This is a genomic window from Sporosarcina beigongshangi, from assembly GCF_033485195.1.
Classification (GTDB): domain Bacteria; phylum Bacillota; class Bacilli; order Bacillales_A; family Planococcaceae; genus Sporosarcina; species Sporosarcina beigongshangi.
In genome coordinates, this window is record NZ_JAWLIR010000026.1 from 1 (window position 1) to 26,452 (window position 26,452).

The 26,452-nt window shown below is 43.9% G+C and carries 29 protein-coding genes; all 29 read right to left on the reverse strand.

Annotated elements, in window-relative coordinates:
• A partial coding sequence (locus tag R2B77_RS12220) for a hypothetical protein (RefSeq protein WP_322555708.1) occupies positions 1-268 on the reverse strand: 268 nt, incomplete at its 3' end.
• An 87-nt stretch (positions 269-355) separates the two neighbouring features.
• Positions 356-1,015: a peptidoglycan DD-metalloendopeptidase family protein gene (locus R2B77_RS12225; protein ID WP_203248465.1), complete on the reverse strand. Its 660-nt coding sequence runs from the start codon at positions 1,013-1,015 to the stop codon at positions 356-358.
• Between the two features lie 10 nt (positions 1,016-1,025).
• Positions 1,026-1,994, reverse strand: a complete 969-nt coding sequence (gene spoIID, locus R2B77_RS12230; protein WP_203248464.1) for a stage II sporulation protein D — start codon at positions 1,992-1,994, stop codon at positions 1,026-1,028.
• A gap of 115 nt (positions 1,995-2,109) precedes the next feature.
• Entirely contained in the window at positions 2,110-3,408 is a 1,299-nt protein-coding gene (gene murA, locus R2B77_RS12235; RefSeq protein WP_203248463.1) for a UDP-N-acetylglucosamine 1-carboxyvinyltransferase, read from the reverse strand.
• A 334-nt stretch (positions 3,409-3,742) separates the two neighbouring features.
• On the reverse strand, positions 3,743-3,979 hold the full coding sequence (locus R2B77_RS12240; RefSeq protein WP_203248462.1) for a DUF1146 family protein: 237 nt from the start codon (positions 3,977-3,979) through the stop codon (positions 3,743-3,745).
• Positions 3,980-4,052: 73 nt separating this feature from the next.
• Positions 4,053-4,460 (reverse strand): F0F1 ATP synthase subunit epsilon, encoded by a 408-nt coding sequence (locus R2B77_RS12245; protein ID WP_203248461.1) that lies wholly within the window; start codon positions 4,458-4,460, stop codon positions 4,053-4,055.
• 137 nt (positions 4,461-4,597) lie between these two features.
• Entirely contained in the window at positions 4,598-6,013 is a 1,416-nt protein-coding gene (gene atpD, locus R2B77_RS12250; protein ID WP_203248460.1) for a F0F1 ATP synthase subunit beta, read from the reverse strand.
• Between the two features lie 44 nt (positions 6,014-6,057).
• Positions 6,058-6,915: an ATP synthase F1 subunit gamma gene (gene atpG, locus R2B77_RS12255; protein WP_203248459.1), complete on the reverse strand. Its 858-nt coding sequence runs from the start codon at positions 6,913-6,915 to the stop codon at positions 6,058-6,060.
• Positions 6,916-7,069: 154 nt separating this feature from the next.
• The gene (gene atpA / locus R2B77_RS12260; protein WP_203248458.1) at positions 7,070-8,578 is read right to left on the reverse strand and encodes a F0F1 ATP synthase subunit alpha; all 1,509 of its coding nucleotides are present in this window, start codon (positions 8,576-8,578) and stop codon (positions 7,070-7,072) included.
• A 25-nt stretch (positions 8,579-8,603) separates the two neighbouring features.
• Positions 8,604-9,143, reverse strand: coding sequence for a F0F1 ATP synthase subunit delta (locus R2B77_RS12265; RefSeq protein ID WP_203248457.1), 540 nt, complete (start codon positions 9,141-9,143; stop codon positions 8,604-8,606).
• Entirely contained in the window at positions 9,140-9,700 is a 561-nt protein-coding gene (atpF, locus tag R2B77_RS12270; protein WP_203248456.1) for a F0F1 ATP synthase subunit B, read from the reverse strand. Before atpF ends, R2B77_RS12265 begins: the two co-directional genes overlap by 4 nt.
• Before the next feature lie 155 nt (positions 9,701-9,855).
• Positions 9,856-10,080: a F0F1 ATP synthase subunit C gene (atpE, locus tag R2B77_RS12275; protein ID WP_203248455.1), complete on the reverse strand. Its 225-nt coding sequence runs from the start codon at positions 10,078-10,080 to the stop codon at positions 9,856-9,858.
• A gap of 64 nt (positions 10,081-10,144) precedes the next feature.
• Complete coding sequence (gene atpB / locus R2B77_RS12280; protein WP_203248454.1) at positions 10,145-10,870, reverse strand: F0F1 ATP synthase subunit A; 726 nt, start codon at positions 10,868-10,870, stop codon at positions 10,145-10,147.
• 72 nt (positions 10,871-10,942) lie between these two features.
• Complete coding sequence (locus R2B77_RS12285) at positions 10,943-11,314, reverse strand: ATP synthase subunit I (RefSeq protein WP_203248453.1); 372 nt, start codon at positions 11,312-11,314, stop codon at positions 10,943-10,945.
• Positions 11,315-11,968: 654 nt separating this feature from the next.
• Positions 11,969-13,093 (reverse strand): non-hydrolyzing UDP-N-acetylglucosamine 2-epimerase, encoded by a 1,125-nt coding sequence (gene wecB / locus R2B77_RS12290; protein ID WP_322555709.1) that lies wholly within the window; start codon positions 13,091-13,093, stop codon positions 11,969-11,971.
• A 19-nt stretch (positions 13,094-13,112) separates the two neighbouring features.
• A complete protein-coding gene (upp, locus tag R2B77_RS12295) occupies positions 13,113-13,742 on the reverse strand; it encodes a uracil phosphoribosyltransferase (RefSeq protein WP_203248451.1) in 630 nt (209 codons plus the stop codon).
• A 203-nt stretch (positions 13,743-13,945) separates the two neighbouring features.
• On the reverse strand, positions 13,946-16,081 hold the full coding sequence (locus R2B77_RS12300) for an EAL domain-containing protein (protein ID WP_203248450.1): 2,136 nt from the start codon (positions 16,079-16,081) through the stop codon (positions 13,946-13,948).
• 110 nt (positions 16,082-16,191) lie between these two features.
• Entirely contained in the window at positions 16,192-17,445 is a 1,254-nt protein-coding gene (gene glyA, locus R2B77_RS12305) for a serine hydroxymethyltransferase (protein WP_322555710.1), read from the reverse strand.
• Between the two features lie 4 nt (positions 17,446-17,449).
• A complete protein-coding gene (locus tag R2B77_RS12310; protein ID WP_203248449.1) occupies positions 17,450-18,013 on the reverse strand; it encodes a TIGR01440 family protein in 564 nt (187 codons plus the stop codon).
• A gap of 74 nt (positions 18,014-18,087) precedes the next feature.
• Positions 18,088-18,525, reverse strand: coding sequence for a ribose 5-phosphate isomerase B (rpiB, locus tag R2B77_RS12315; RefSeq protein WP_322555711.1), 438 nt, complete (start codon positions 18,523-18,525; stop codon positions 18,088-18,090).
• 111 nt (positions 18,526-18,636) lie between these two features.
• Positions 18,637-19,932, reverse strand: coding sequence for a methyl-accepting chemotaxis protein (locus R2B77_RS12320; RefSeq protein WP_203248447.1), 1,296 nt, complete (start codon positions 19,930-19,932; stop codon positions 18,637-18,639).
• A complete protein-coding gene (locus R2B77_RS12325) occupies positions 19,929-20,375 on the reverse strand; it encodes a low molecular weight protein arginine phosphatase (RefSeq protein ID WP_203248446.1) in 447 nt (148 codons plus the stop codon). The genes R2B77_RS12320 and R2B77_RS12325 overlap by 4 nt, the downstream gene beginning before the upstream one ends.
• A 59-nt stretch (positions 20,376-20,434) precedes the next feature.
• Positions 20,435-20,938, reverse strand: coding sequence for a manganese efflux pump MntP (locus R2B77_RS12330; RefSeq protein WP_203248445.1), 504 nt, complete (start codon positions 20,936-20,938; stop codon positions 20,435-20,437).
• A 129-nt stretch (positions 20,939-21,067) separates the two neighbouring features.
• The gene (locus R2B77_RS12335) at positions 21,068-22,096 is read right to left on the reverse strand and encodes an L-threonylcarbamoyladenylate synthase (RefSeq protein ID WP_203248444.1); all 1,029 of its coding nucleotides are present in this window, start codon (positions 22,094-22,096) and stop codon (positions 21,068-21,070) included.
• Between the two features lie 59 nt (positions 22,097-22,155).
• Positions 22,156-22,713: a stage II sporulation protein R gene (locus R2B77_RS12340; protein WP_203248443.1), complete on the reverse strand. Its 558-nt coding sequence runs from the start codon at positions 22,711-22,713 to the stop codon at positions 22,156-22,158.
• A gap of 44 nt (positions 22,714-22,757) precedes the next feature.
• Entirely contained in the window at positions 22,758-23,612 is an 855-nt protein-coding gene (gene prmC / locus R2B77_RS12345) for a peptide chain release factor N(5)-glutamine methyltransferase (protein ID WP_203248442.1), read from the reverse strand.
• Positions 23,605-24,681, reverse strand: a complete 1,077-nt coding sequence (gene prfA, locus R2B77_RS12350) for a peptide chain release factor 1 (protein WP_203248441.1) — start codon at positions 24,679-24,681, stop codon at positions 23,605-23,607. Before prfA ends, prmC begins: the two co-directional genes overlap by 8 nt.
• A gap of 597 nt (positions 24,682-25,278) precedes the next feature.
• Positions 25,279-25,884 (reverse strand): thymidine kinase, encoded by a 606-nt coding sequence (locus tag R2B77_RS12355; protein WP_203248440.1) that lies wholly within the window; start codon positions 25,882-25,884, stop codon positions 25,279-25,281.
• Between the two features lie 188 nt (positions 25,885-26,072).
• Entirely contained in the window at positions 26,073-26,294 is a 222-nt protein-coding gene (gene rpmE, locus R2B77_RS12360) for a 50S ribosomal protein L31 (protein WP_203248439.1), read from the reverse strand.
• Between the last annotated feature and the right edge of the window lie 158 nt (positions 26,295-26,452).

Sequence of the window (26,452 nt, forward strand, 5' to 3'; positions counted from 1 at the left end):
AAGTCTCCAACCATTCTTGCAAAGTGTGCAACCATTTGGGCAAAGTGTCCAACAAAGGCAGGAGTGTACAACCATTATCGCGAAGCGTCCAACCATTCTTGCCGAGTGTGCAACCATTTGGGCAAAGTGTCCAACTAAGGCTGGAGTGTACAACCATTATCGCGAAGCCTCCAACCATTCTTGCCGAGTGTGCAACCGTTTGGGCAAAGTGTCCAACGAAGGCGAGAGTATGCAACCATTCTGCAGAAGCGTCCAACCATTTACCCAAAAGGCTCCAACCAATGAAAAAGCACCAACTACTATCACAATTCAACAAGCGTGAATTATGCGAGTAACTGGCGCTGGTGGGTAAAAGTCAGAAAGCTAGGTAGGAACGTGGGTTGACGGCTACGCCATCTTTTTGTACTTCAAACTGTAAATGGACTCCTGCTACTGTATTCCATTCATTCTCTGAAGTTGTGGCGAGCGCCTGACCTTGGCTTACTTCCTCACCTGGTTTGACTTGGATCGCTGTGACTGAACTGTAAATGGTCGTCAGTCCGTTTGCGTGGGATAGGATGATTGCGTCACCCATGAATGGGTCGTTCACAACTTCTTCTACTTTGCCGCTAAGTGCTGCGACCACTCCGAATGGCTTGCCTTGAATGGAAATCATTACGCCAGTATTGGTCACATATTCTTGATCGAATACGAGCAGGGCATTTTCGCGTGTAGCAGCGTCCGCTTCTGGGTCGTAAAAATCTTGTACAATGACCACGTCGTCATAGAGTTCTTCGGCAAATGGATATTTTAGTTTTTCATTTGCTGCGTTAGTCTCCACAATTGGCGAATCTTTTGCGTCCTTTCCTGCAACGTCTGCCAGCCCCGGGGAATCTTCCGTCATGAATGCATTATAACCCCAGATCATGCCGACGAAGACGATTGCGATACCGGAATAGACTATAGGCCAAAACCAACTTTTTGTCTTTGCACTTTTGTTCTTCTGAGAAGGGGCTTTCGGTTTTTCTTCTCGCATTGTCATCACCTCACTCGCTATTGTTTGCAAGTGAAGGAGTTTTTAAACATTTGGAATCAACTAATGTGAACTTTTTTATTTGTGCGCCGCTGTAATAGTGTAAAAGAATGTCTTCCGCCTTCCATCCTTTCTGAGCATATGCCTCTGCCCCGTATTGGCTCATTCCTACGCCATGGCCATAACCGATTGTTGTCATATGCACAATTTCGTTCGTGACGTCGTAGGCGATATCGAAATCTGTCGATGCAAGCCCCAATAAATCCCGCATTTCTCGGCCACTCATCTCGAAATTAGAAGCCACAACCTTTTGAACTCGTCCGGTTGGGTTTCTAACAAGCTGTAATGATTTAAAACGCTCGGCACCCCATTGACTACCTATTTTATCATTCCATTCAGCTAGCTCCATCTTCGATTCGCGTTCCACTTTTGGCGCCACGTCCTCCTCCCCAGGACTGTCCACACTTTGTAAATAGGGAATATCATTGCCACTGAAGTTTTGTGCAGTTTCAGTTTTACCATTAGATGTAGAAAAAAACATGGCCGATATCATTTCTTCACCATAGACAAGCGTATCCCCTGCTGTGGCTTCTACGGCTGCACGCACTTTTCTTTCGTTGTTCTTAAATTCTTTCTCCCAGCGCTTTTTACGCTGCGCTTCACTGGAATAAACTTGGGCGGATACGTCCGCTGCGATTGGTTTTTCACCGTAATTTGTCGTTCGGAGTGCGTAGGTCCGTGCTGCAATTGCTTGAGCCTTCAGTGCTTCCTGCTGAAAAGTAGCGGGCATTTCACCGGCAACTACTCCAACAACGTACTCTTCCAATGTAATGGACTTGTCCATACCCGCTACTGTAATCATAATCGGGCAAAGTTTTTCTTCAGTTTCCTCGATTTTGCTGCTCGTATCCGGTGGTTGTTTTAACAAAACAGGGATAAAAAATAAGAGTATGATGAATAATACGGCTAGTAGTTTGTCCATGATTAAGTATATGAGGTCGTGCGAGGTTTATGCATCCTTTTTTAAGACGTGAGGTATGGAACAAGTAAAAAAGACTGTAGATGGTGTCTACAGTCTTTTGGGATGCACTTTATCGTTAAGCGAGTTGTGCTGTTTTTTCAGTTTGCATTTCTGGTGAAACGCGGACGATATCTGCTCCGAGTGCTGCAAGCTTACCGTGGAAATTGACGTAGCCACGATCCAGATGCGATAACTCAGTGACACGTGTAACCCCTTCTGCTACAAGGCCGGCTAAAATAAGCGCTGCTGCTGCACGAAGATCAGTCGCTGCTACTTCTGCTCCTTGTAATTCAGATGGGCCCGTAATGATAACGGATCTGCCTTCAATTTTAACGGATCCATTCATACGACGGAATTCTTCGACATGCATGAAACGGTTTTCGAAAACAGTTTCAGTTAAAACACCCGTACCTGATGCTGTTAACATCAATGCCATCATTTGGGATTGCATATCTGTTGGGAAGCCAGGATGTGGCATTGTCTTTAAGTCAACAGATTTCAATGGTAACTGGGCTGTGACACGCACACCTTCGTCTAGCTCTGTGATAACGACACCCATTTCGCCTAATTTGGAAATTAGCGCAGCATTATGCTCAGGAACAGCGTTGTCAATAATGACGTCGCCACCTGTAATGGCCGCTGCCACCATGAATGTACCCGTTTCAATACGATCGGGTATAATGTGATGCGTTGTGCCGAATAATTTCGCTACACCTTCAATTCGAATTGTGTCCGTACCAGCCCCAACAACTTTTCCACCCATTTCATTGATAAAGTTCGCAAGGTCTACTATTTCAGGTTCCTTTGCTGCGTTTTCAATGATTGTTGTGCCTTTTGCTAAAGCGGCAGCTGTAATAATATTTTCAGTCGCCCCTACACTCGGAAAATCGAGGTAAATTTTAGCGCCTTTCAAACCACCTTGTGCTCTCGCCTCAACATGTCCATGACCGAATGTAATTTCAGCTCCCATTGCTTCGAAGCCTTTTAAATGCTGATCAATTGGACGTGAGCCTATTGCACAGCCACCTGGAAGAGCAACTCTCGCGTAACCATTACGCGCCAAAAGTGGCCCCATGACGAGAATCGAAGCACGCATTTTACGCACATATTCAAATTGCGCCTCATCCGATAGCGTGCCAGTTGAGTCGATAATCACTTGATCTTTTTCTGGGAAATGCTCCACTTTCGCATTCAAACTTTTGAGTACTTCATTAATCGTTCCGACATCTGAAAGATTCGGCACATCACGTATAATATTTGATCCCTCTGATGCAAGTAATGCAGCTGCGAGTATTGGCAATACTGCATTTTTAGCACCTTCCACCCGGACATTTCCTCTAAGAACACGTCCACCATTGATAATAATTTTATCCAAAGTAAGTCCCTCCGACTCCTAAGTTGTAGCCATACATATTATAGACATTTATCTACATTTTTCTTATTAGACATTTACCGTAAAAACATATCCTATTTTACATTGCCTACGCCCAATAAACAAGCGGCGTCAGGGCTATTTTCTGAACCTACTACTAAGTAGTCTATACTATGTATAGTTTTGACGTTTTGTGTCATAACAACGAATGGTCAATTTCATGCCATCGCCCCGTATATGCACTATTTCTTGCGATAGTTGTCATATACGCGGCGATAACATGGATTATTTTACATTGTCGTTCAAATTGGATAATTATTCTTGTCTCATTAAAAAGTTACTTGAACATAAATGGGAGCCTTCCTGACCAATAGGATATCTCCAAAAAGAAATTTGATACGGACGAACCGATAGCAATGCTAAGTAAAATAAACAAAAGCTGCGCTTGCATCACATGATTCTTTTTAATTATTTTTTCCGGCATAATTGCCTGTAATGCAAAAAAAGTGATACCGATGAAAAAAATATGTGACACAATTGCGAGCAAGGGTTGAAATGCCATCATATTGGTCATGCTTCAGCCTCCTGTAAACGCGATAAAAGGCGGACAGAAGAAACTTATTCCTCTGCCCGCCATCATCAACAACTCATTTTTTTCTTGTTTCGTATACATCGATACGAGTGAGGGCACGCTTCAGTTCAAGTTCCGCCAATTTGTAATTACTTTCATCTTGATCGGCGCGCAATGTATCTTCTGCACGTTTTGCCGCAGCTTGTGCACGAGCAATATCGATAGATGAAGCCATTTCTGCACTTTGTGCTAGGACAGTAACAACATCGGGACGGACTTCAAGAAAACCACCATGTACCGCTATATGTTCTGTCGCGTCATCCTTCTTCAGGCGAAGTGCACCAATTTGAAGTGGTGCTACCATCGCAATGTGGCCGGGAAGGATCCCGATTTCACCTGTTTCAGTAACCGCGATGACTACATTCGCATCCGTTTCACAAACAGGGCCGTCGGGAGTGACGATATTGACTTTAATTGTCTTCATTTTTTCCCCTCCTGGTCGCTTAATTCAAATTCGCCTTGGCGAATTTGGCGCAGATTTTATCGAGCAGGGCTCACTAACTCCCTTGAAAAATCTGTCGCATCCGCCGGAGGCTTTAATTTAATTCCTAAAGAGTTAAATTAAACTTCTACGCCCATTGCTTTTGCTTTTTCGATAACTTCCTCGATGCGTCCAACAAGTCGGAATGCATCTTCCGGAAGATGATCATAGCGACCTTCAAGGATTTCGCTGAAGCCTTTAACTGTTTCAGCTACAGGCACATAAGAACCCTTCTGTCCTGTGAACTGCTCTGCTACGTGGAAGTTCTGTGACAAGAAGAATTGGATACGACGCGCGCGTCCTACTACCAATTTGTCTTCTTCGCCAAGCTCATCCATACCAAGAATCGCGATGATATCCTGAAGCTCACGGTAACGCTGAAGCGTCTGTTGTACTTGACGTGCAACCTCATAATGCTCTTCGCCAATGATGCTTGGGCTTAGTGCGCGTGAAGTTGAAGCAAGTGGGTCAACCGCTGGGTAAATACCCATTTCAGAAAGTTTACGCTCAAGGTTTGTCGTTGCATCAAGGTGAGCAAACGTCGTTGCTGGAGCTGGATCCGTATAGTCATCCGCAGGAACATAGATCGCTTGGATAGATGTAACAGAACCGACGTTTGTCGATGTGATACGCTCTTGAAGCTGACCCATTTCCGTTGCTAGTGTCGGCTGGTAACCAACTGCTGATGGCATACGACCAAGTAGTGCTGATACTTCAGAACCCGCTTGTGTGAAGCGGAAGATGTTATCGATGAACAGAAGAACGTCCGCGCCTTTTTCGTCACGGAAATATTCTGCCATTGTCAAACCTGTTAGAGCAACACGCATACGTGCGCCAGGTGGCTCGTTCATTTGACCGAATACCATTGCCGTTTTGTTGATAACGCCAGAATCTGTCATTTCATAGAACAAGTCATTTCCTTCACGCGTACGCTCTCCAACACCAGCGAATACCGAAATACCACCGTGTTCTTGTGCAATGTTATTGATTAGTTCTTGGATCAGAACTGTTTTACCTACACCCGCACCACCGAAGAGGCCAATTTTACCACCTTTGATGTATGGAGCAAGTAAGTCAACAACTTTAATACCCGTTTCTAGGATTTCAACTTCTGTTGAAAGGTTTTCAAATACTGGAGCAAGACGGTGAATTGGGTCGCGACGGTCTGTTGCCGGAATTTCCTCACCAAGGTCAATAATTTCCCCAAGTACGTTAAATACACGTCCTAGTGTTACGTCACCTACTGGAACTGAAATCGCAGAACCCATATCGTCTACGACTGAACCACGTTGTAAACCATCTGTTGATGACATTGCAATTGTACGTACTGTATCGTCCCCAAGGTGAAGCGCGACCTCAAGTGTCAACGTTTCAGGCTCAGTGTTTGGACGATTAATCTGGACCTTCAATGCGTTATAGATTCCAGGAAGTTGACCGTTTTCAAACTTAACGTCAACAACCGGACCCATTACTTGAAGTACATGTCCTTTATTCATACTTTTCCCTCCTGTCTTACTTTTGCCGTACAGTATCAGCCCTTTTACTCGAGAGCTGCAACGCCACCGACGATTTCTGTAATTTGTTGCGTAATCGCGGCTTGTCGTGCACGGTTGAATGAAAGTGTTAAAGAATCTATTAAGTCAGCTGCATTATCAGATGCAGTTTTCATTGCTGTCATACTTGAAGCATGTTCACTTGCCTTGCCGTCAATCAATGCACCGAAAATAAGACTTTCTGCATATTGAGGGAGAAGCACTTCAAGAATTTTTTCGCCTGAAGGCTCAAACTCATAGGAAGTCGTTGCCGATGCCGATATGACGTCTGTGAGCGGAAGCAATTTCTTTTCCGTCACTTCACTTGAGATGGCGGAGACGAAGTGGTTGTAATACAAATACACTTCATCATACGCGCCTTCTGTGAACATGCCAACAGCTCGATTAGCGACTTCTTTTATTTCGTTGAATGATGGGTGATCACTAACTCCTTCGAGGCTTTCGACAATATTGAAATCAAGACGTTGGAAAAATTCAAGACCTTTCCGCCCGATCGCAATAATCATCACTTCGTCTTTCGACGCATGACGTTTTTCGATTGCATTTTTAACCGTGCGTAGGATGTTGGCATTATAGCCTCCTACGAGTCCACGATCCGAAGTAATTACGATGTAACCCGTCTTTTTAACAGGACGAGAAACGAGCATTGGGTGACCCGAGTCACTTGTACCCGCAGCAATAGCGCCTACAACTTCTTGAATTTTCTCCATGTAAGGAACAAACGCTAAAGCGTTGTTCTCTGCACGCGTTAATTTGGAAGCGGAGACCATTTGCATCGCTTTGGTAATTTGACTTGTTTTCTTCGTCGATTTAATACGGTTTTCTATATCGCGTAATGATGCCACTGACATTTCACCACCTTATCGTTTTTTAGGGGTGTTCAAAAAGTCCGTTGAATGTCCAACCTTTTGTGAACAACCACCTTTAGATCAAGAATCGTTTTGGCGTTGTTGTCAAATACGTTTCCTTGGAGAAGGATTGAACTACATCCTTCCTTACTTATTCTACTGAGACGAAGTTTTTCTTGAACTCTGTAATTGCTGCTACCATTACGTCGTCCGCTGGAAGATCCTTTGTCTTGCGAATATGATCATATACGTCAGTGTGGTTCGTTTCAAGCCAGCTTAGCATTTCGCTTTCGAAACGTAAGATGTCTTTGACTGGAACATCGTCAAGATGTCCACGCGTTAATGCGTAAAGAACGACAACTTGTTGTTCGACTTTGAATGGTTTGTTCAAATCTTGCTTCAAGATTTCAACTGTACGTACACCACGATCTAGCTTAGCTTGTGTTGCAGCATCAAGGTTAGAACCGAATTGTGAGAATGCTTCTAGCTCACGGAATGCTGCAAGGTCAAGACGTAATGTTCCCGCAACTTTTTTCATTGCTTTAATCTGTGCTGAACCACCTACGCGTGATACGGAAAGACCAGGGTTAATGGCCGGACGTACACCCGAGAAGAATAGGTCAGACTGAAGGAAGATTTGACCGTCTGTAATTGAAATTACGTTTGTTGGAATATAAGCGGAGATATCCCCTGCTTGTGTTTCAACGAATGGCAATGCTGTAATTGAACCTGCACCAAGTGTATCGTTCAACTTCGCTGCACGCTCAAGAAGGCGGGAGTGAAGATAGAAGACGTCACCAGGATAAGCTTCACGACCCGGAGGACGACGAAGTAGCAAGGACAGTTCGCGGTATGCTGCTGCTTGTTTTGATAGGTCATCATAAACGATTAGCACGTGCTTACCGTCAAACATGAATTCCTCAGCCATTGTTATACCTGCATAAGGTGCAAGGAATAGTAGTGGAGCTGGTTGTGAAGCAGAAGCTGTTACAACGATTGTGTAGTCAAGTGCACCGTTTTTACGTAATGTTTCAACAACACCACGAACAGTCGATTCTTTTTGACCAATTGCAACGTAGATACAAATCATATCTTGGTCAGCTTGGTTCAAAATTGTATCGATGGCAACAGTAGTTTTACCTGTTTGACGGTCACCGATGATCAATTCACGCTGTCCACGACCGATTGGAACTAGTGCATCAATCGCTTTAATGCCTGTTTGAAGTGGTTCATGAACGGATTTACGCGCCATTACCCCTTGTGCAGGACTTTCAATTGGACGTGATTTTGTTGTTGCAATCGGACCTAGTCCATCAACTGGTTGTCCCAGTGGATTGACAACGCGTCCAATTAGTTCTTGACCAACTGGTACTTCCATAATACGACCTGTACGACGTACTTCATCGCCTTCTTTAATGTCTGTGTATGGGCCAAGGATAACGATACCAACGTTGTTCGCTTCCAAGTTTTGCGCCATACCTAGAACACCTGTAGAGAACTCAAGAAGTTCTCCGGCCATGACGTTGTCGAGGCCATGAGCTAGTGCGATACCGTCACCAATTTTAATAACTGTACCTACTTCGCTCACTTTCAACTCAGACTGATAATTTTCAATCTGCTGTTTTATGAGAACGCTGATTTCTTCAGCTTTGATGCTCATGCATGTCACCCCTCAAATTTCAGTTTTATGATCCGATAAGATCCCGTTTCAGACGTTCAAGCTTCGCGCTTACGCTGCTGTCGTAAATCTGATTGCCAATTTGGAGACGTACGCCACCAATTAGCGCTGGATCGATGATGTTATCAATTTTCAAGGATTGTTTACCAACCTTTTGTGCGAACGCATTTGAAATAGATTGACTGATTTCATCCGAAAGCGGCAGTGTAGAATACACCGTAGCTTCAGCGACACCCGCTGAATCATTTGCAAATGTGTTGAACTCATCGACAAAGTGAATCACTTCGTTCATGCGTTTCCCGTCAAGCAGGACGTTCAATGTATTCAAAATAAGCTGATTTGCTCCCTTGAATAGGTCTGTAAGCAGTTCCTTCTTTTTTGCCAATGGTAATTTAGGTGACTCAAGCAATTGCCCAAGTCCTTTATTGTCTTGGAAAACCTTTTTCAATTCTTGAAGTTCTTCTTGAATTGAAGTGATTTGTCCATTTTGTTGTGCGAGTTCGAATAGGGCAAGTGCGTAGCGTTTTGCTGCAATCGATTGGCTCATCGACCCTCGCCTGCCTTCGCAATCGTCTCTTCAATCAATGCGCGGTTATCCTCTTCGGAAATTTCTTTCCCAAGCACTTTAGACGCTGCAAGGATGGAAAGTGATACGAATTCTTCGCGGACTGCTGCAACAGCTTTGTCCTTTTCTGTCGCAATTTCAAGCACCGCCGCTTCTTTCATGCGGTTGGCTTCTGCACGTGCAGTAATGATTAGCTCATCACGCTGTGTCTCGCCTTGCTTACGAGCGTTTTCAACAATCGATTGGGCGTTTTCACGTGCTTCTTTTAGCAACTCACGTTGTTCTTCAAGAAGTTTTTGCGATTCCAAGCGACTTTTTTCAGCTGCTTCGATTTCATTTGAAATCAATTGAGCCCGTTGATCCATAATGCCCATTAGTGGTCCCCATGCAAACTTCTTCAGAAGTAACATGAGTATCGTGAAAAATGCCACCGTAACGATAATATCGCCAAGGTTAAGACCATTTGGGTTATTTAATTTTGCCAATCCACTAGCAGCTCCACCATCAGCTGCCAATAGGGCGAAGGTATCCAAAAACACGATTGTTTCACTCCCTTCAAGAGCTTATATCTTTTTTAAGTATAGATACTTTCTTTATTTACATAAATGAATGGCGAAGGACTACATAGTATGTTCTTCGCCATTGAATTCAATTCTCGCAGAGAAATGAATGTCATTACTCTGTAGCGTATTACTTATTTGTTCATTACGATAAATGCAATAACTGCTGCGAAAATCGGAACAACCTCAACAAGTGCAACACCGACGAACATGTTTGTTTGAAGAATACCGCGTGCTTCTGGTTGACGTGCAATTCCTTCTTGTGTGCGTGATACAACAAGACCTGCACCAAGACCTGCTCCTAGTGCTCCTAAACCGATTGCGATTGCTGCTGCTAATAGACCAACTGATCCTACCATTATTGTTTCCTCCTAAGAATTCCTGTTTTTTGTTTTGTCGCTCGTTTAAACGAGCATTATATGCTTAATGGTCTGTTGCCACTTTATGTGACATGTAAACCATCGACAACATAACGAAGATAAATGACTGGATCCCCCCGACGAAAATCGAGAAGCCCATCCAAGCAAGCGATGGAACAACTGCTCCAAACAACCCGAGTATACCTGATGTTGCAAGTCCAGCCAATAGGCCAAGAAGAACTTCACCGGCATAGATGTTACCATAAAGACGCAGACCGAGTGTCAACGTATTTGCAAATTCCTCCACTACTTTAAGCGGTGCAAGGAAAGGGAGCGGCTTAAGGTAGCCTTTTCCATATTCTTTCAGACCTGTCATCTTAATACCGTAATAGTGTGTAAGAACAATGACCGTACTTGCCAGTGTCAATGTCACTACAGGGTCAGCTGTCGGTGATTTCCACCACAGGTCCCCTTTCCAATAGATTGCCATTGGAAGTCCTAGTACGTTCGCTACAAAGAGAAACATGATAAGTGTGATTCCTAATATGTGGAATCGCCCACCCGTTTTCCAATCCATGTTACTTTTGATAATCCCTTTGACGAAATCCATAACCCATTCAAAGAAATTTTGCATTCCTGTCGGCTTTAGCTGCAAACTACGTGTAGCGAAAAACGCGATGAGGAATACAATCAGACATGTGATGAAGAGCATTAGGACGTTAGATAGGTTGAATGTCATTTCGAATGCTGTTCCCGCGAAAGCCGTGCGTAACGGATTTCCATGTTCCATTTTTCGTTCACCTCCCTTAAGCACCCAAAATTAAATCAATCTTTCGTATCGCTTCACATTCATGAGAAAGCTTTATTGATGTCTTGCGTGGTAGATGATCCTCTCCACTAGTAGGAGAACGTAAGGTATCGCGAATCCGATAACTGTACTGATCAGGTCGAAATGTTCTGGCATCGCGGTCGCAAGTGCTGCCGCACCGACACCAGATGCAAAACGTAACACAGTCCCAAGTGATAAACTTTGCTTACCCTCTGAGAATTTCTGTTCCATTCTCTCCATTTTACGGATAAGGATCCAGAAATTATACAATCCAAACAGAGATCCTAGTATTAAACCTGCGAAAACTGTCTTAAAATCAGTAAATCCCCAACCTAGAACGAACAATGCTAGACAAAAAAATAGAACCCTTTTTTGCCTTCTATAAATTTCTTGCAAGGTTTGCATGGTAGGTTATTCTCCTGACTCATATTTTAGGATTGTACGGTGCTTTGTGTCTATGCGTTTATGTATAGTCACAAGCCTAACACACGGAAAAGCGGGGGTGGCTCTTGTCTCATAGTTTAGCCAAACACGGGCAAAGACTTTGAAAAAAGATAAAACCAATAAGTTGTGCGAGTAGCGTCGAAAGGTAGGTCATTTGGTGAATGCTCCGATGAGCCTAGCGTGTCTATGATTGACAACTAGGAGCATCCCTACATTTTCAACGTAATTAAGATAGGATGCTAGCGGTATCTTAGCACCACTAGATGTTGTGCTGCTACAAATATATAAGAAACCCCTATCATTCTTACCCTTTGTAAGCATACAATAGGCGAAAATTGATGTCAATTGATTCCCGTGAAATTCTTCACAAAGTGTTCGTTTTGTCAAACATTCGACAAATTTGCAATGCAGTTGTAATATGTCCAGCGATTTTCGAATTCAAGATAAATAGGGGGTTTCCCTAAGATCACTTTATTGTCGGTGTTTTGGGAACTGGATCGCCTATTTGTGGAACTGAGCTACCTCGAACTGAACATCCAAGTGTCAGACAATCGGATGTTCTAGACTTCTAGCAGTAGAAAAAAAACGACCGAGTTGCCTCGGCCGTTTATCCGTTTACTTTTCAATAGATGTTAAATACTCTTTCAGTGCTTCGACGATTCGTTCAGAGGCATGTCCGTCTCCGTAAGGGTTGGACGCTTTGGCCATTCTTGAATATTCCGCTTCGTCGGTAAGCAATGTATCAGTCAGTGTAAAGATTGTTTCTTCATCAGTACCCGCCAGCTTCAGTGTTCCAGCTTCGATACCTTCTGGACGTTCAGTCGTATCGCGCAAGACGATGACCGGTTTGCCGAGAGATGGTGCTTCTTCTTGGATACCGCCTGAATCAGTCAAAATAATATGTGAGCGTGCAGCAAAGTTATGGAAGTCAACCACTTCAAGCGGCTCGATTAAATGAACGCGGTTATTGTTGCCAAGAAGCTCATCTGCTACTTCGCGAACTGCCGGATTCATGTGAACTGGGTAAATGACCTGAATATCATCGTATTTCGCAAGTAGGCGATTAATAGCACGGAACATATTGCGCATTGGTTCACCGAGGTTTTCCCGACGGTGCGCCGTGAGTAGAATAAGCCTATCTGTCCCAATTTTGTCAAGAACAGGGTGCGAATATTCCTCGAGCACAGTTGTCTGAAGTGCATCAATTGCTGTATTACCCGTTATATAAATACGATCTTCTGGTTTTCCTTCATTCACTAAATTGCGAGCTGACTTTTCTGTCGGTGAAAAATGAAGATCTGCGATAACACCTGTTAGCTGTCGGTTCATCTCCTCTGGATATGGAGAGTATTTGTCCCATGTACGAAGCCCTGCTTCAACATGCCCGACTGCAATGCGGTTGTAGAAAGCGGCTAGACTTCCTATGAAAGTCGTCGATGTATCGCCGTGAACGAGCACGATATCCGGCTGTGCTTCTTTCATAATTCGATCGAGTCCTTCTAATCCGCGCGTTGCGACGTCTACAAGCGTTTGTCGATCTTTCATGATATTCAAATCAAAATCAGGTGTGATGCCGAATGTTTCTAGTACTTGGTCAAGCATTTCGCGATGCTGCGCTGTAACTGTTACAATCGGTTCAATATCATCCGAATGCTTTTGTAGTTCTAGCACGAGCGGAGCCATCTTAATCGCTTCTGGTCGCGTACCAAAAATCGTCATCACTTTCCATTTCTTCTTCAAACCATTCACGCCTTCCCTATCATTTTGTACCGAATAGTCGATCTCCAGCATCGCCTAGTCCTGGTACGATGTAGCCTTTTTCATCAAGTCTTTCATCAAGCGCAGCAATGTAAACGTCGACGTCTGGATGTGCTTCCGTCATTGCTTTTACGCCTTCCGGTGCCGCAATCAGGCACATGAAGGTGATGTTTTTTGCACCACGACTTTTTAATGAATCGACTGCTGCGATTGCAGATCCGCCCGTTGCAAGCATCGGGTCAACAAGGATGAAATCGCGAACCGATACGTCGGAAGGAAGTTTCACGTAATATTCGACTGGTTGCAATGTTTCAGGATCGCGGTACAAGCCGATATGCCCGACTTTTGCTGCTGGAATGAGGTTAAGAATTCCATCGACCATCCCAATACCTGCACGCAGAATCGGCACAATGCCCAGTTTCTTTCCTGCAAGTACTTTCGATTTTGCCGTACAAACAGGCGTTTCGATTTCTACTTCTTGAAGCGGTAGTTCACGTGTAATTTCATATGCCATGAGTGTTGCTACTTCATCAACCAGCTCTCGGAATTCTTTTGTTCCTGTGTTGGTATCACGTATGTACGTAAGTTTGTGTTGGATTAGTGGATGATCAAAAACATGTACTTTCGGCATATATATTCGCCCCTTTTCAAAATGTCCTGTTCATTATAACAGAAGCATGCTGCTTCAGGCACGTCAAACACCCATAAGTTTTGAAGGGAGTCAATTTCCGGCAGTCTAAGGGCGCGACGTCCTGTCGCAACGACTGCATACCCACGTCCTGTGGGCACAATTCAAAATTCGGACGCAATTACGCCAAGACCTCATTGATTATCTTATTTCTCACCAAGTAGTCGGTCTATTTCGAGTAAAGGCACTGGCTTGTAGTAGTAAAAGCCTTGCCCCACTTTACAGCCCAACTCACGCAATTTTTCACCTTGCCATTCTTCTTCAATTCCTTCTGCAACTGTTGAGAAGTTCAAATTATTAGCCAGTTGGATAATCGTCCGAACAACTGCGAGCGTAGCGGGTTCACCAATTGCATTGATAAAGCTACGGTCTATTTTTAATTCGCTTAATGGGAGTTGGGGTAAATAGCTTAACGATGAAAATCCAACACCAAAATCATCTACGGATAATTCAAAGCCCGCTTCATGCAGGTCTAGGAATATCAATTTCGCTTTGAGTATATCTGTTAAGCCGATACTCTCGGTCAATTCAAGCTTAATATGAGTTGGTAAAAGGTCGTATGTCGCAATCTGCTTTTGTAGATCCTCCACAAATGTCGGTGCAAAGAAATGCTGGGCAGAAATATTGACAGCCACCTGATACATTCTTTCACCAGCCTGTTTCCGCTGGCGTTGCCATTCCATTACTTTCGATAAAATATGAATTTCTAAGTCAATAATTCTACCGATATTTTCAGCAGCTGGAATGAATAAAGAAGGTGGCACTTGTCCGAGTGTAGGCGAGAACCAACGGGCTAACGCTTCAAAAGAAATAATGCTACCATCCTTTAAATCTACCTGCGGCTGTAAATAGACTTCGATTTGATCGGTTAATAGTGCCTTCGATAGCTCATTGAAGATTTTCATTTCTTTTCTCGTTTCCTCGTACTGTAAATCCTTATAAAAGGAAATGGCATTTCCGGATTTCTTCTTTGCATCTGTCAATGCCGTATCAGCACGTCGGAGTATATCCTCACCACTAAGGTCATTTTCCAATAATGCAACCCCGATTTTTAAGGTGATAAACATTTCCTGACCCGCAATCATAAAAGGTTTTGCAACGAGATGGTTGAGCTCAATAATGTTATATCCATTATCCTCAGGCAAAGGCTCATTGGTGAAAACAAGCGTCGCACTTGCAAAACGTCCTACAAAGTTAGGCCTCCCAATCCCTACTCGCTCAATACGCTGGCTAAGTTGAATGAAGAGCTCATCGGCTGCTTCTCCGCCGTACAAGTCCACAATTTGACCATATTCACCTGGCTCAATAATCGCTGCAAAATGATTGCGTCCATCCCGCAGGTTTTTTTCAAATTTCTTCAAAAATGCATGACGATTCGGAAGCCCTGTTTCTGGATTCGTAAAGGCAAGCCGATAATACTCAGCCTGCTGACTATAGTGAATTCTTGTCGTTTGAATAATCGGGATAACCTTTTCCAAAAAGCGAATTTGCGTTTCAGTCGGCTTCATCGATTTCTTATTAAAGATTGTCACAAGCCCACTCACATCGCCATCGCTGTCTATTATCGGAATTGACAATTCGGAGTAAAATTCACCGAGAGAACTCGTTTCTTGCCCCTCTCGCACAATCAACTCACTCGGTAAGGGCGTTTTGTCATAGACATCTTCCAGAAGCTTATCTATTAAATGAGGTGAGACGTCGTCTGCGGCACCAGTATACCAATTTCCCTCTTTCTCCTTGAACAAGATTGAACAGGCCGCATCTTGCCAAAAGAAGGATTTGATGACATTCGCAATTTTTTGGATAAGACTTGTCGGTTGCTCACTTTCATTAATGCCAGCAAAAATATCTTCCTGAAGTTTGAGCAAAATTTCGTCTTTCTTCCTCTCCGTCGTATCCGAGCAAAATGCTATTGTGTATAAATTATCGCCATGCTCGTCGATAATCGGTTGGATTACTAGCTCATTCCAAAAAGGTGTACCATCTTTTTTATAATTCAGCACCTCTGCCTTGGTCGATTGTCCACTCATTATTTCTTGTGCAACTTTACCAATTTGAACCATATCCGTATCCTCGCCATGCAAGAACCCTATGTTACTACCAATAATCTCCGAAGCAGTATAACCTGTCATTTCAATATAAAACGCATTGGCAAATACCACCTTGTTATCACCGCTATTCGGATCTAGTACGACAAAGCCCGTGCGAAAACGATTGCCAAACCTTTGAAGCCAATCCAATAAGATTCTTTTCTCTTTATGAGTTGCCTGAAGATTGCCCATCGCCTTTACCCCCTATATGACTAAGTCTTTCAAATAGGCACTATTGCTTAATACATACCTATACAAAATAAGCCGCCATCACAGGATAGCGGCTTATTCTATTATATTACTTATGCGTAGAGCGGGAACTTATCTGTCAATGCTGTTACACGTTGACGTGCTTCTTTTTTCACGTCTTCATCTTCGTGGTTTTTAAGAAGTTTTGCAATGATAGACGCAATTTCTTTCATTTCTTCTTCCTTAAAACCTCTTGTTGTTACAGCTGGTGTACCGATACGGATACCAGATGTGACAAATGGGCTTTCCGTGTCGTATGGAATTGTGTTTTTATTGACCGTAATTCCAACTTCGTCTAGGACGTGCTCTGCAATTTTACCTGTGATGCCTAGTGAACGTAGGTTCAAAAGTACAAGGTGATTGTCTGTACCACCAGAAACGATATCAACACCTTCAGCGACTAGTGCTTCACCAAATGCTTTCGCATTCTTTTTAACTTGCTGAATATATGTTTTGAATTCCGGTTTTAGGGCTTCACCAAATGCAACTGCTTTAGCCGCAATGACGTGCATCAATGGTCCACCTTGAACGCCTGGGAAGATGGATTTGTCGAGCTTGCGACCAAATTCTTCAGCAAATTCTTCGTTGACCAAAATCAGTCCACCACGTGGCCCACGTAATGTTTTATGTGTTGTAGATGTTACAAAGTGTGCGTGTGGTACTGGATTTGGATGCTCGCCTACTGCAACGAGTCCTGCGATATGCGCCATATCTACAAATAGATACGCTCCCACTTCATCAGCGATTTCACGGAATTTCGCAAAATCAATTTCGCGTGGATAAGCACTTGCACCAGCTACGATCATTTTCGGTTTATGCTCAAGTGCTTTTTGACGAACGTCTTCATAGTCAATTAACTCATCCTCTTTGCCAACACCATAGTCAACAAAGTTATACAATTCACCAGAGAAGTTGACTGGGCTACCGTGTGTCAAGTGACCGCCATGGGAAAGATTCATGCCTAGAACAGTGTCGCCTGGTTTAAGAACTGCGAAGTAAACTGCCATATTCGCTTGTGCACCAGAGTGTGGCTGAACGTTTGCATAGGCCGCACCGAAAATTTCTTTCAGGCGATCGCGTGCAATATTTTCGACGACATCGACATGCTCACAGCCACCGTAATAACGTTTGCCCGGATAGCCTTCTGCGTATTTATTTGTCAAATAAGATCCTTGTGCTTCCATAACTGCTTCTGTTACAAAGTTTTCTGATGCAATTAGCTCGATATTCGCATTTTGACGGTTTTTCTCCGCCATAATTGCTTCATATACCGCTGCGTCTTCACGTTTTACATTTGTCAATTCCATTTTTTCATTCCCCTTCTCCATCTATTATATATATTGCACGCTCTCCACCAATAAGCTTCGGTCGTGTTGTAGCTACAGTAACGACTGCCTCTCCAATTTTACTAATTGATGTTCGGAGTGGAACAGCGACAGGCTTCAAATGCATTCCAATTAATGTTTGTCCAATGTCAATTCCCGCGGTTGCACGAATGGCTTCTACAACGACCGGCTCGTCCATTTGACGATAGGCATATGTAGACATCGAGCCACCTGCATGTTGCGCTGGAATAACGGAGACTGCGTCAAGATTGAATTTTTCTGCTGCTCGACGTTCGATTGTCAACGCTCGATTGATATGCTCGCATCCTTGGAAGGCTAAATAGAGCTTATATTTCTCCGCAAAATCTTTCAAGGGCTTATACAGCGCCTCTCCAATCTCGAGTGCACCAGACGTACCAATTCGACTGCCTGCAATTTCCGAGGTTGAACAACCGATAACGAATAACGTACCCGCAACAGGGCTTGCCTGTTCAGCCATTTCTGTTAATAGTTGTTCCAGTTGGAGTTGCCATAAGTGTAAAGCATCCACTATTCTCCACCCGCCTTCTTGTGGTATTTAGGTGCTCAAGTACGATTAGATACTTGCTTTTCCATCTGGTTTTATCAGTTTTCTAATTCCATTATTTTTTCAATACGACGTTCGTGGCGTCCGCCTTCGAACGATGTGTTTAGCCATGTTGCAACAATTTCTCTCGCATGTCCTGCTCCGATGACACGTTCACCCATTGCTAGGATATTTGTATCATTATGCTCTCTCGTTGCTTTTGCGCTGAAAACATCATGAACAAGCGCACAGCGGATGCCCTTTACTTTGTTCGCCGCGATGGACATGCCAATTCCCGTTCCACAAATTAAAATGCCACGGTCGAAATTCCCCGAGGCTACTCCATTTGCGACAGGTGCTGCAAAGTCTGGGTAATCGACAGATTCATTTGAATCCGGTCCAAAATCGACAAACTCTACACCAAGCTCTGCTAACAGATTGATGATTTCACGACGAAGATTATTGCCGCCATGATCTGAAGAAATCGCGATTTTCACTTGCGTCCCTCTTTTCATAATTTACTCACAACTAATTCTACCATCTTCCCGCAAAAAAACACAGTCGAAGTTAATTATGCATCAGCATATTTTACTTCGACTGTGTTTCATTCATTTTGTTAAATCAAATTGATTGATGACTTCATAAAGTTTCTCTGATTGCTTTTTCAGTTCACCAGCCATTGCATCTGCCTGTTCAATAGAGCGTACTTGTTCCTCAGTAGCTGCTCCTACTTCTTGTGCACCTGCCGATGTTTCTTCTGCAATTGCCGCTACTTCTTGAGATTGGCGTGCAGTCACTTCAATGTTCGACAATTGCCGCTCCACAAATTTCGTGATGTCGACAACAGAGTCAGCCATTCCATTGATTTTGGTTGCCATTTCTGCGACATTTTCACTCGTCTCATTGGCACGATCAGCTTCAAACGCCGCTGTTTTCACCTGTTGCTCCATGTCTTTAACGACTTTTGTTACATCTGTTTGGATGGTACTGACTAGGCCCGAGATACCTTGTACAGCTCTTGCACTTTCGTCCGCCAAGACACGAACTTCTTCTGCAACGACTGCGAAGCCTTTCCCATGCTCACCTGCACGCGCCGCTTCGATAGAGGCATTGAGTGCTAATAAATTCGTTTGTGCTGCAATATTGCCTACGAGCTGAACAATTTCTCCGATTTTCAACGCATTTTGATCGAGCTGCCTAATTGTACCTAGTGATAGCTCACTTTGCGTCGACATATCACGGATTCCGTCGACGAGTATACGGAACACTTCCGTCGTCCGTCTAAGCTCCTCCAACATTTCTTGTGAACGGACTGATGAATCTTCTGCTCGATTGCTTACCTCAACAGCTAGCAATCGAATGTCTTCCATCGCTTCCGCCGTTTCTTGGATTGCAACAGCCGACGCCTCTGCCCCCGTAGAAATTTCAATAATGGTTGACGCTACTGCATCTGCTTGTTTTGCGGCTGCACCTGTTTCGGAGGATAGATTATCCACTGTGCTCGCCGTTTGCTCAAAGTTCGTTTCAATTTGCCCCACAATCGTGCGTAGATTGAGAACCATTTGTTGAAACGCTTCTGCTACAGAACGGATTTCATCGGATGAGCGTGGCAGTTCGATATCTGTGCCAATTTCCCCTTTAGATACTCTAATTGCGGCTGTTTCGAGTTTTTGTAAATGCTTTGTCAATATTGTACTGAAGGCAAATGCCAATACGCCCGACCAAAATACCCCTGCTGCATACGTTAACAGCTCAAACAAAAATGCATTAAAGTTCGGGAAAAATTGGGGTTGAATAATATTGATAAAAATACCACTCGTCGTATAGGTGACAACTGCCAAGATTGTTACAAAAAGAACGATTTTTTTACGTAATCCAAATTTCTTTCTGCCAGTTTCTTTCATGCTTGTCCCTCCGTTAACTTCTGTTCTAATCTGTCCATCACAGTAGACAACTCACTAAATGTCTGGCGATACATGTCAAGATTACCTCCGTATGGATCTTGTACATCCCCACCCGTTTCAAACTCCACAAACCCTTTTAAAGTAAACGTTTTCTTTTGCATTGTCGGATAACGATATAGGAGCTCAGCCCTATGCGCTTCCGTCATCGTCAGCACTACATCTGCCCACTCCAAATCTTCGCCTGTGACGGCTCTTGACCACGGAGTGTAGGGCATGTCCGCTTCTTCAATAAGCGTTTTTGCATGTCGTGAAATGGGCTGCCCGTTTTGGGCATGTATACCCGCCGAGCGAACCGTCACATTGCCGAGTTCCTTGGAGCGAAGAACCGCTTCCGCCATCGGACTTCTGCACGTATTGCCTGTGCAAATCAAATAAATATTCATTATCTCTCACCTACTTCCTATAGAATAACCGAGTTTTGCCAATAAAGGAATAGATAATTTCAACGAAAACATGACATTACACCCATGACCAATAAAGCAATGCCTGCAAAACGCCTTATATTTTTTCCATCTCCTAAACCCATTCGCTCTTTAAATATAAGTGCTGTATAAGAAAGGATAAATGTGAATAGACCTGATGCGAGGATAAAGAGGGTTTTATCAAAATGAAGCATACCGAATGAAACACTGACGGAGAAGGTATCAAGACTGACTGCTAGCGCAACTAAAGCGGGAGGGAGATGTTTCCTCGTAGATCCTGGCCCATCATCCTGTAACAACATATGTATGCCAATTAAAGCGAGCAATATGCCCGATAATAGACTGCTCCATTCTGCAAATAGATGTGATGATAGCTCTCCCGTCGCAAATCCAAGAAAAGGGAAGAACATATTGAGAAAAGACGTCCAAAGTGCCAACCCAAATCTTCCTTCTTTCACCTGCAAGAAAGCGAAGACGACTACAACGTCAACGCTTGTAATGCCTGCCGCAACTAATTCCACCACAATAAAACCTCCCCAGATACCGCATCTGTCCATCTTATGCGCTTTCTCGGGAGGTCATTCATGTTCAACTTGAATCAGCCGGCGTCTCCGACTTCAGCTGATTCAAGTTACGCCGCCGGCAGATGTCACTTAGTCCTCGTAACGTTTTCCGTCAGCTGCCTTGGTTAGTCGGTTCATGACCGCAGCACCTACTCCGGACAAATCTGTTTCAACTGCGAGGATAATATCCGCCTGCGTTAAGTCACATTGACGTAGCGCCCTGTATAAGTGAGAGGCCATCGCCTCATTATTATTTCTTGGGCCAACCGCAAAATACCAATCTGCGGCGGGAATATCGATATCGTCCGGCCCGATTACCGCAACTCGCTTACCTTCTTCGTGGAGAACGTCGACCGCTTCACGAATCGCAATCACATCAGGTGCAATGACGAAAAGAGGCGCTTCTGGTGCATAATGCATATATTTCATGCCTGGTGAACGCGGTGCTTGTTCGCCGGGATCTTTACTATCTGCACGTACTGGACCAATTATCATCTCAATCATTTCTTGCGTCGTACCACCCGGTCGTAAAATGGTTGGCGGGTTCGTCGTCATATCCAAGACAGTCGATTCAACACCAATCCCTGTCTGTCCTCCGTCCAAAATGAGTGGAATATGCCCTTCTAGATCTTCAAAAACATGTATGGCTTCAGTTGGACTCGGTTTACCGCTTCGATTAGCACTCGGTGCGGCAAGTGGTCCTCCTAATGCCTGCAGTAACTCTAATGCCACTGGGTGATCCGGCATTCGAATCCCAACTGTTTCAACACCCGGTGTAACATTCGGCGCAATGACACCTGGCATTTTATCGAAAACAAGTGTAAGAGGCCCCGGCCAATAAGCGTCCATCAGTTTTTTCGCATCTTCTGTAATATGCATTGCATAATTGGCAACCTCAGCTTGCCGGCCAATATGAACGATGAGCGGATTATCGGACGGTCTTCCCTTCGCTTCAAAAATCTTCTGTACCGCTTGCCCATCTGTTGCAAGTGCACCAAGTCCATAAACTGTCTCTGTTGGGAAAGCGACTACACCACCATTTGTTAAAATATCCACAGCTTGTTGGTATTTTTTGTTGTTATCCAGATGATTATCCACTGAAATTAGAATAGTTTCCACAGGTTGAACCCCCTTTATCCACATGCTTTTGTTAGTTATCCACATCTTTTGTTAGTAACTCAATCAAATAGTCCCTTTATCCATTCCCAAATGAAGAAAGTGACTTGTTCTTCATCCTTTTCCTGTTTATCTGGAAAACAAATTTTAGGGAATAGCGCACACCACCAGTTATCGCCACGACCGCTTCCAATTGTTAATATATAAGCGTCATAGGTCGCTTGTGGGTGAATGACTAGCCCCGACCGCTTTGCGGGAAATAGCGCTTTTTTACGTTCCAATGAAATGGCTTGACCATTCGACAATGATTTTGCCGTTTCAATAATGGTGCTCTCAAGCCGTTCTAAGTTACCCACAAGTTCTTTTGTTGATAAAGACGAAGCAACCGCCTTATTAATAAGCGGTTCAATTTGCTGTTGAATGTCCTTTTTCATTTGCTGATCGACAGGTGCGTTAGAATGAGCGAGCATTCGGAAGCGAATAGTATCCTCTTCTGCCGCCCCCGCTGTGAATAATGTCAATACGGACTGAATCAAAATGAGAACGATGATAAATTCGATGAAAGGTATCATCTTCTCGAATATAGTTGTCTCTCTTATAATCTCGTAGTCTGGTAACATGTCTATCCCCTCCTACACCGCATTATTGACGGATAGCAGGAGGTTTATTCACAAGTCTCACAAAATATTATTCTGTCTTTACCGTTAATATCCTGGACAGTTTCCACAATCGCGTTTGGAAATGCGTCTTGGAACAACTTATGCACAGCCGGACCTTGCAAATAGCCGATTTCCACAGCAATAAGAAACGATTTGTTCATAAGCGCTGGTAGCCCCTCCGCCAGTTTACGATAGAAGTAAAGCCCGTCTTCCTCTGCGAATAAAGCATTATGTGGCTCATGCTTCAATACAGTATCGGACATCTGCGTTGCTTCCTCATAGGCAATATAGGGCGGATTCGATAGGACAATATCCCATTTGTCACTTGCAATCGGTTCGAGCAAATCACCTTGTCGGAAGTCAATGCTGACATCGTTTGTTACAGCATTGTGCTTAGCGATGGACAATGCACCTTCACTAATATCTGTTGCAGTGACAATCGATTCCGGCCATTCTTTTTTGAAGGACACTGCGATTGCTCCACTACCGGTGCCAATATCTGCAACGGTAATCGATTTGTTTTGGAATCGTTTTCGTCCGCGTTCCAGCGCTCCGTAAACAAGCTCTTCTGTTTCAGGACGCGGAATGAGGACATTATCATCCACTTTGAATGTATAGCCATAAAAGCTTTCTTCTCCGATAACATATTGGACTGGCTTTCCTGCAAGTAGTTCAGTTGTTTTATCCCAAAAGGCTTGGTGCTGTACCTCAGTTAGTAGCTCGCGTACATCCGCAAATAAGCTTGCCCTGGATTTTTTTGTGACGAATTCCATGAGCATTTGCGCCGTATGCGGTTCCAATCCTTTTTCTTCTAATAAAGAAGAAGCCCGTTGAAGAGCTTCATAAATTTTTTCAGTCATGGCGATCCAAACTTTCGAGGCGATAAGCCTGTTCTTCCATAATCAACGCATCGAAGACTTCATCGAGCTTGCCTTCAATAATTTGATCTAGCTTTTGAATCGTCAAGCCAATACGGTGATCCGTTACTCGGTTTTGCGGGAAATTATACGTGCGTATCCGTTCGGAACGGTCGCCTGTTCCGACAGCTGATTTTCGACTCGCTGCATATTCTGCTTGCGCTTCTTGTTGTGCCGCATCATAGACACGGGCTTTTAATACTTTTAACGCTTTTTCACGGTTTTTAATTTGTGATTTTTCATCTTGCATGGATACGGTGATTCCCGTCGGTAGGTGCGTAATACGAACAGCAGAGTCTGTCGTGTTAACGTGTTGACCACCTGCACCACTTGAACGGTACGTATCGATTTTCAAATCTTCTCGGTGAATTTCAATATCGACATCTTCAGCTTCCGGTAAGACTGCGACTGTCGCAGTTGATGTATGCGTTCTTCCACCAGACTCAGTTTCCGGTACTCGCTGAACCCGGTGTGCGCCATTTTCAAATTTTAGTTTTGAATATGCACCGTTGCCGTTTATCATGAAAATAATTTCTTTAAAACCACCGAGTTCCGTTGGGGATGATTCGATTACTTCCGTTTTCCAGTGGTTCATTTCCGCATAGCGGCTATACATACGGAATAGATTCCCCGCAAATAAGGCGGCTTCGTCGCCACCGGCTGCCCCACGGATTTCCATAATGACGTTCTTATTATCATTCGGATCCTTTGGTATTAACAGGATTTTCAACTTTTCTTCAAGTGACTCAATTTTATCTTCTAGTTCAGCCACTTCCATTTTCACAAGCTCTTTCATGTCATCTTCGAGCGTTTCGTTCAGCATTTCCTTGGCATTTTTATATTCTGCTTTTGTATTTTTATAGTCACGGTATATTTCAACCGTTTCTTGCAGGCCGGACTGTTCTTTCGAATAATCACGAAGTTTCGCGATGTCACTTACAACTTCCGGATCGCTCAGCAATTCATTCAATTGTTCGTAACGATCTTCTACTGCTTGAAGCCTTTCAAACATTGTGTGCACCTCTTTTTCAGGACTGTTTTGTACGTTTATTGTACGGGAAATGACGGGGTAAATACAACCACTGATGTGTATACTGCGAAATTAGTGGGGTTGGCGGTGTTGTGTCCAACATTGCCGGTGGACTCTCCAACATTGGACTGACTTTCCAACATTGCTAGTGAAGTGTCCAACATCGGACTGACTTTCCAACATAGTTAGCGAAGTGTCCAACATTGACGGCGGACTCTCCAACATTATTAGCAAAGTGTCCTACAACGGACTGACTTTCCAACATTGTTAGCGAAGTGTCCAACATTGACAGCGGACTCTCCAACATTGTTAGCGAAGTGTCCAACATTGACGGCGGACTCTCCAACATTAATAGCAAAGTGTCCTACAACGGACGAACTTTCCAACATTATTAGCGAAGTGTCCAACATCGGACTGACTCTCCAACATTATTAGCGAAGTGTCCAACATCGGACTGACTCTCCAACATTATTAGCAAAGTGTCCAACAACGGACTGACTTTCCAACATTGTTAGCAAAGCGACCAACATTCGACAAACATTATAAAACCCGCCCTCTTCCACGGACGGGTTTATAGCGTTATCCTTTTACTTCAGCCATGATTGAAACGCCTGTGGGTACTTCGTGGTGTTTCCGGCATCTTGGTTCATATGCTTCTGCGGCACCTACAAGAATGACGGGATCGTCATAGCCAGCGGGTATACCGTTAATGAGCCGTTGTGTTCTGCTTGAGGGTGATCCACATACTGTGCAGACGGCTTGTAGTTTTGTGACGTGTTCGGCAATCGCCATTAGACGCGGCATCGGGCCGAACGGTTCGCCGCGAAAGTCTTGGTCGAGACCGGCGATGATGACTCGGAATCCTCGATCTGCTAGCTCCATTACGGTATCTACGATATGATCGTCAAAAAATTGAGCTTCATCGACCGCAATGACATCATAGTCTTCTGTAATAAATTCTTCGATATGCGATGAGTTTGCAACTGGTATCGCAATGACGGTTGTCCCATTATGACTCACAACAGCCTCTTCGCTATAACGATCATCGATTTCCGGTTTGAATACAGCTATTTTTTGTTTGGCGAACTGAGCTCGTCTCACACGTCGAATCAATTCCTCCGATTTTCCTGAAAACATGCTGCCACAAATTACTTCAATCCATCCACCTTGCATGGTTACGTACATGGATGATCCGCTCCTTTCGGTACTTCTGTATAGGGTCGTTTCTAAATCTTCCTTGGAAAGTCTATCATACCCGAAAAAATGTTAAATTTAACGTCTGTTTTTTCTAAGCCAACTATGTTATATAGACCGTTTTCGACCATAGAAATACCCGCCCGGCGCATATGCACCTGACGGGTATTGTGAAAGCCTTACTCTTCGTCGCGGCCTTCTTCTTTGAGACCATATTTTTTGTTGAAGCGATCGACACGGCCGTCCGCTGCAGCAAATTTTTGGCGTCCAGTATAGAATGGGTGGCATTCGGAACAAACTTCCACTCGGATGTCTCCTTTTACAGAACCTGTAGTGAATGTGTTTCCACATGAACAAGTAACAGTTGCTGCCTCATAAGCTGGGTGAATTCCTGTTTTCATTACGCTCTCTCCTTTGCCCTGGACCATCTGGTACAGAGTTATAATATAAGACTGGTGCCTTACACGGTCCGTATGTGTCAACCGCATATGCAACAGATAGTATCTAACATACCTGAGTTATTATATCAAATTCTATTTTCATGTGCAACTTTTATTGT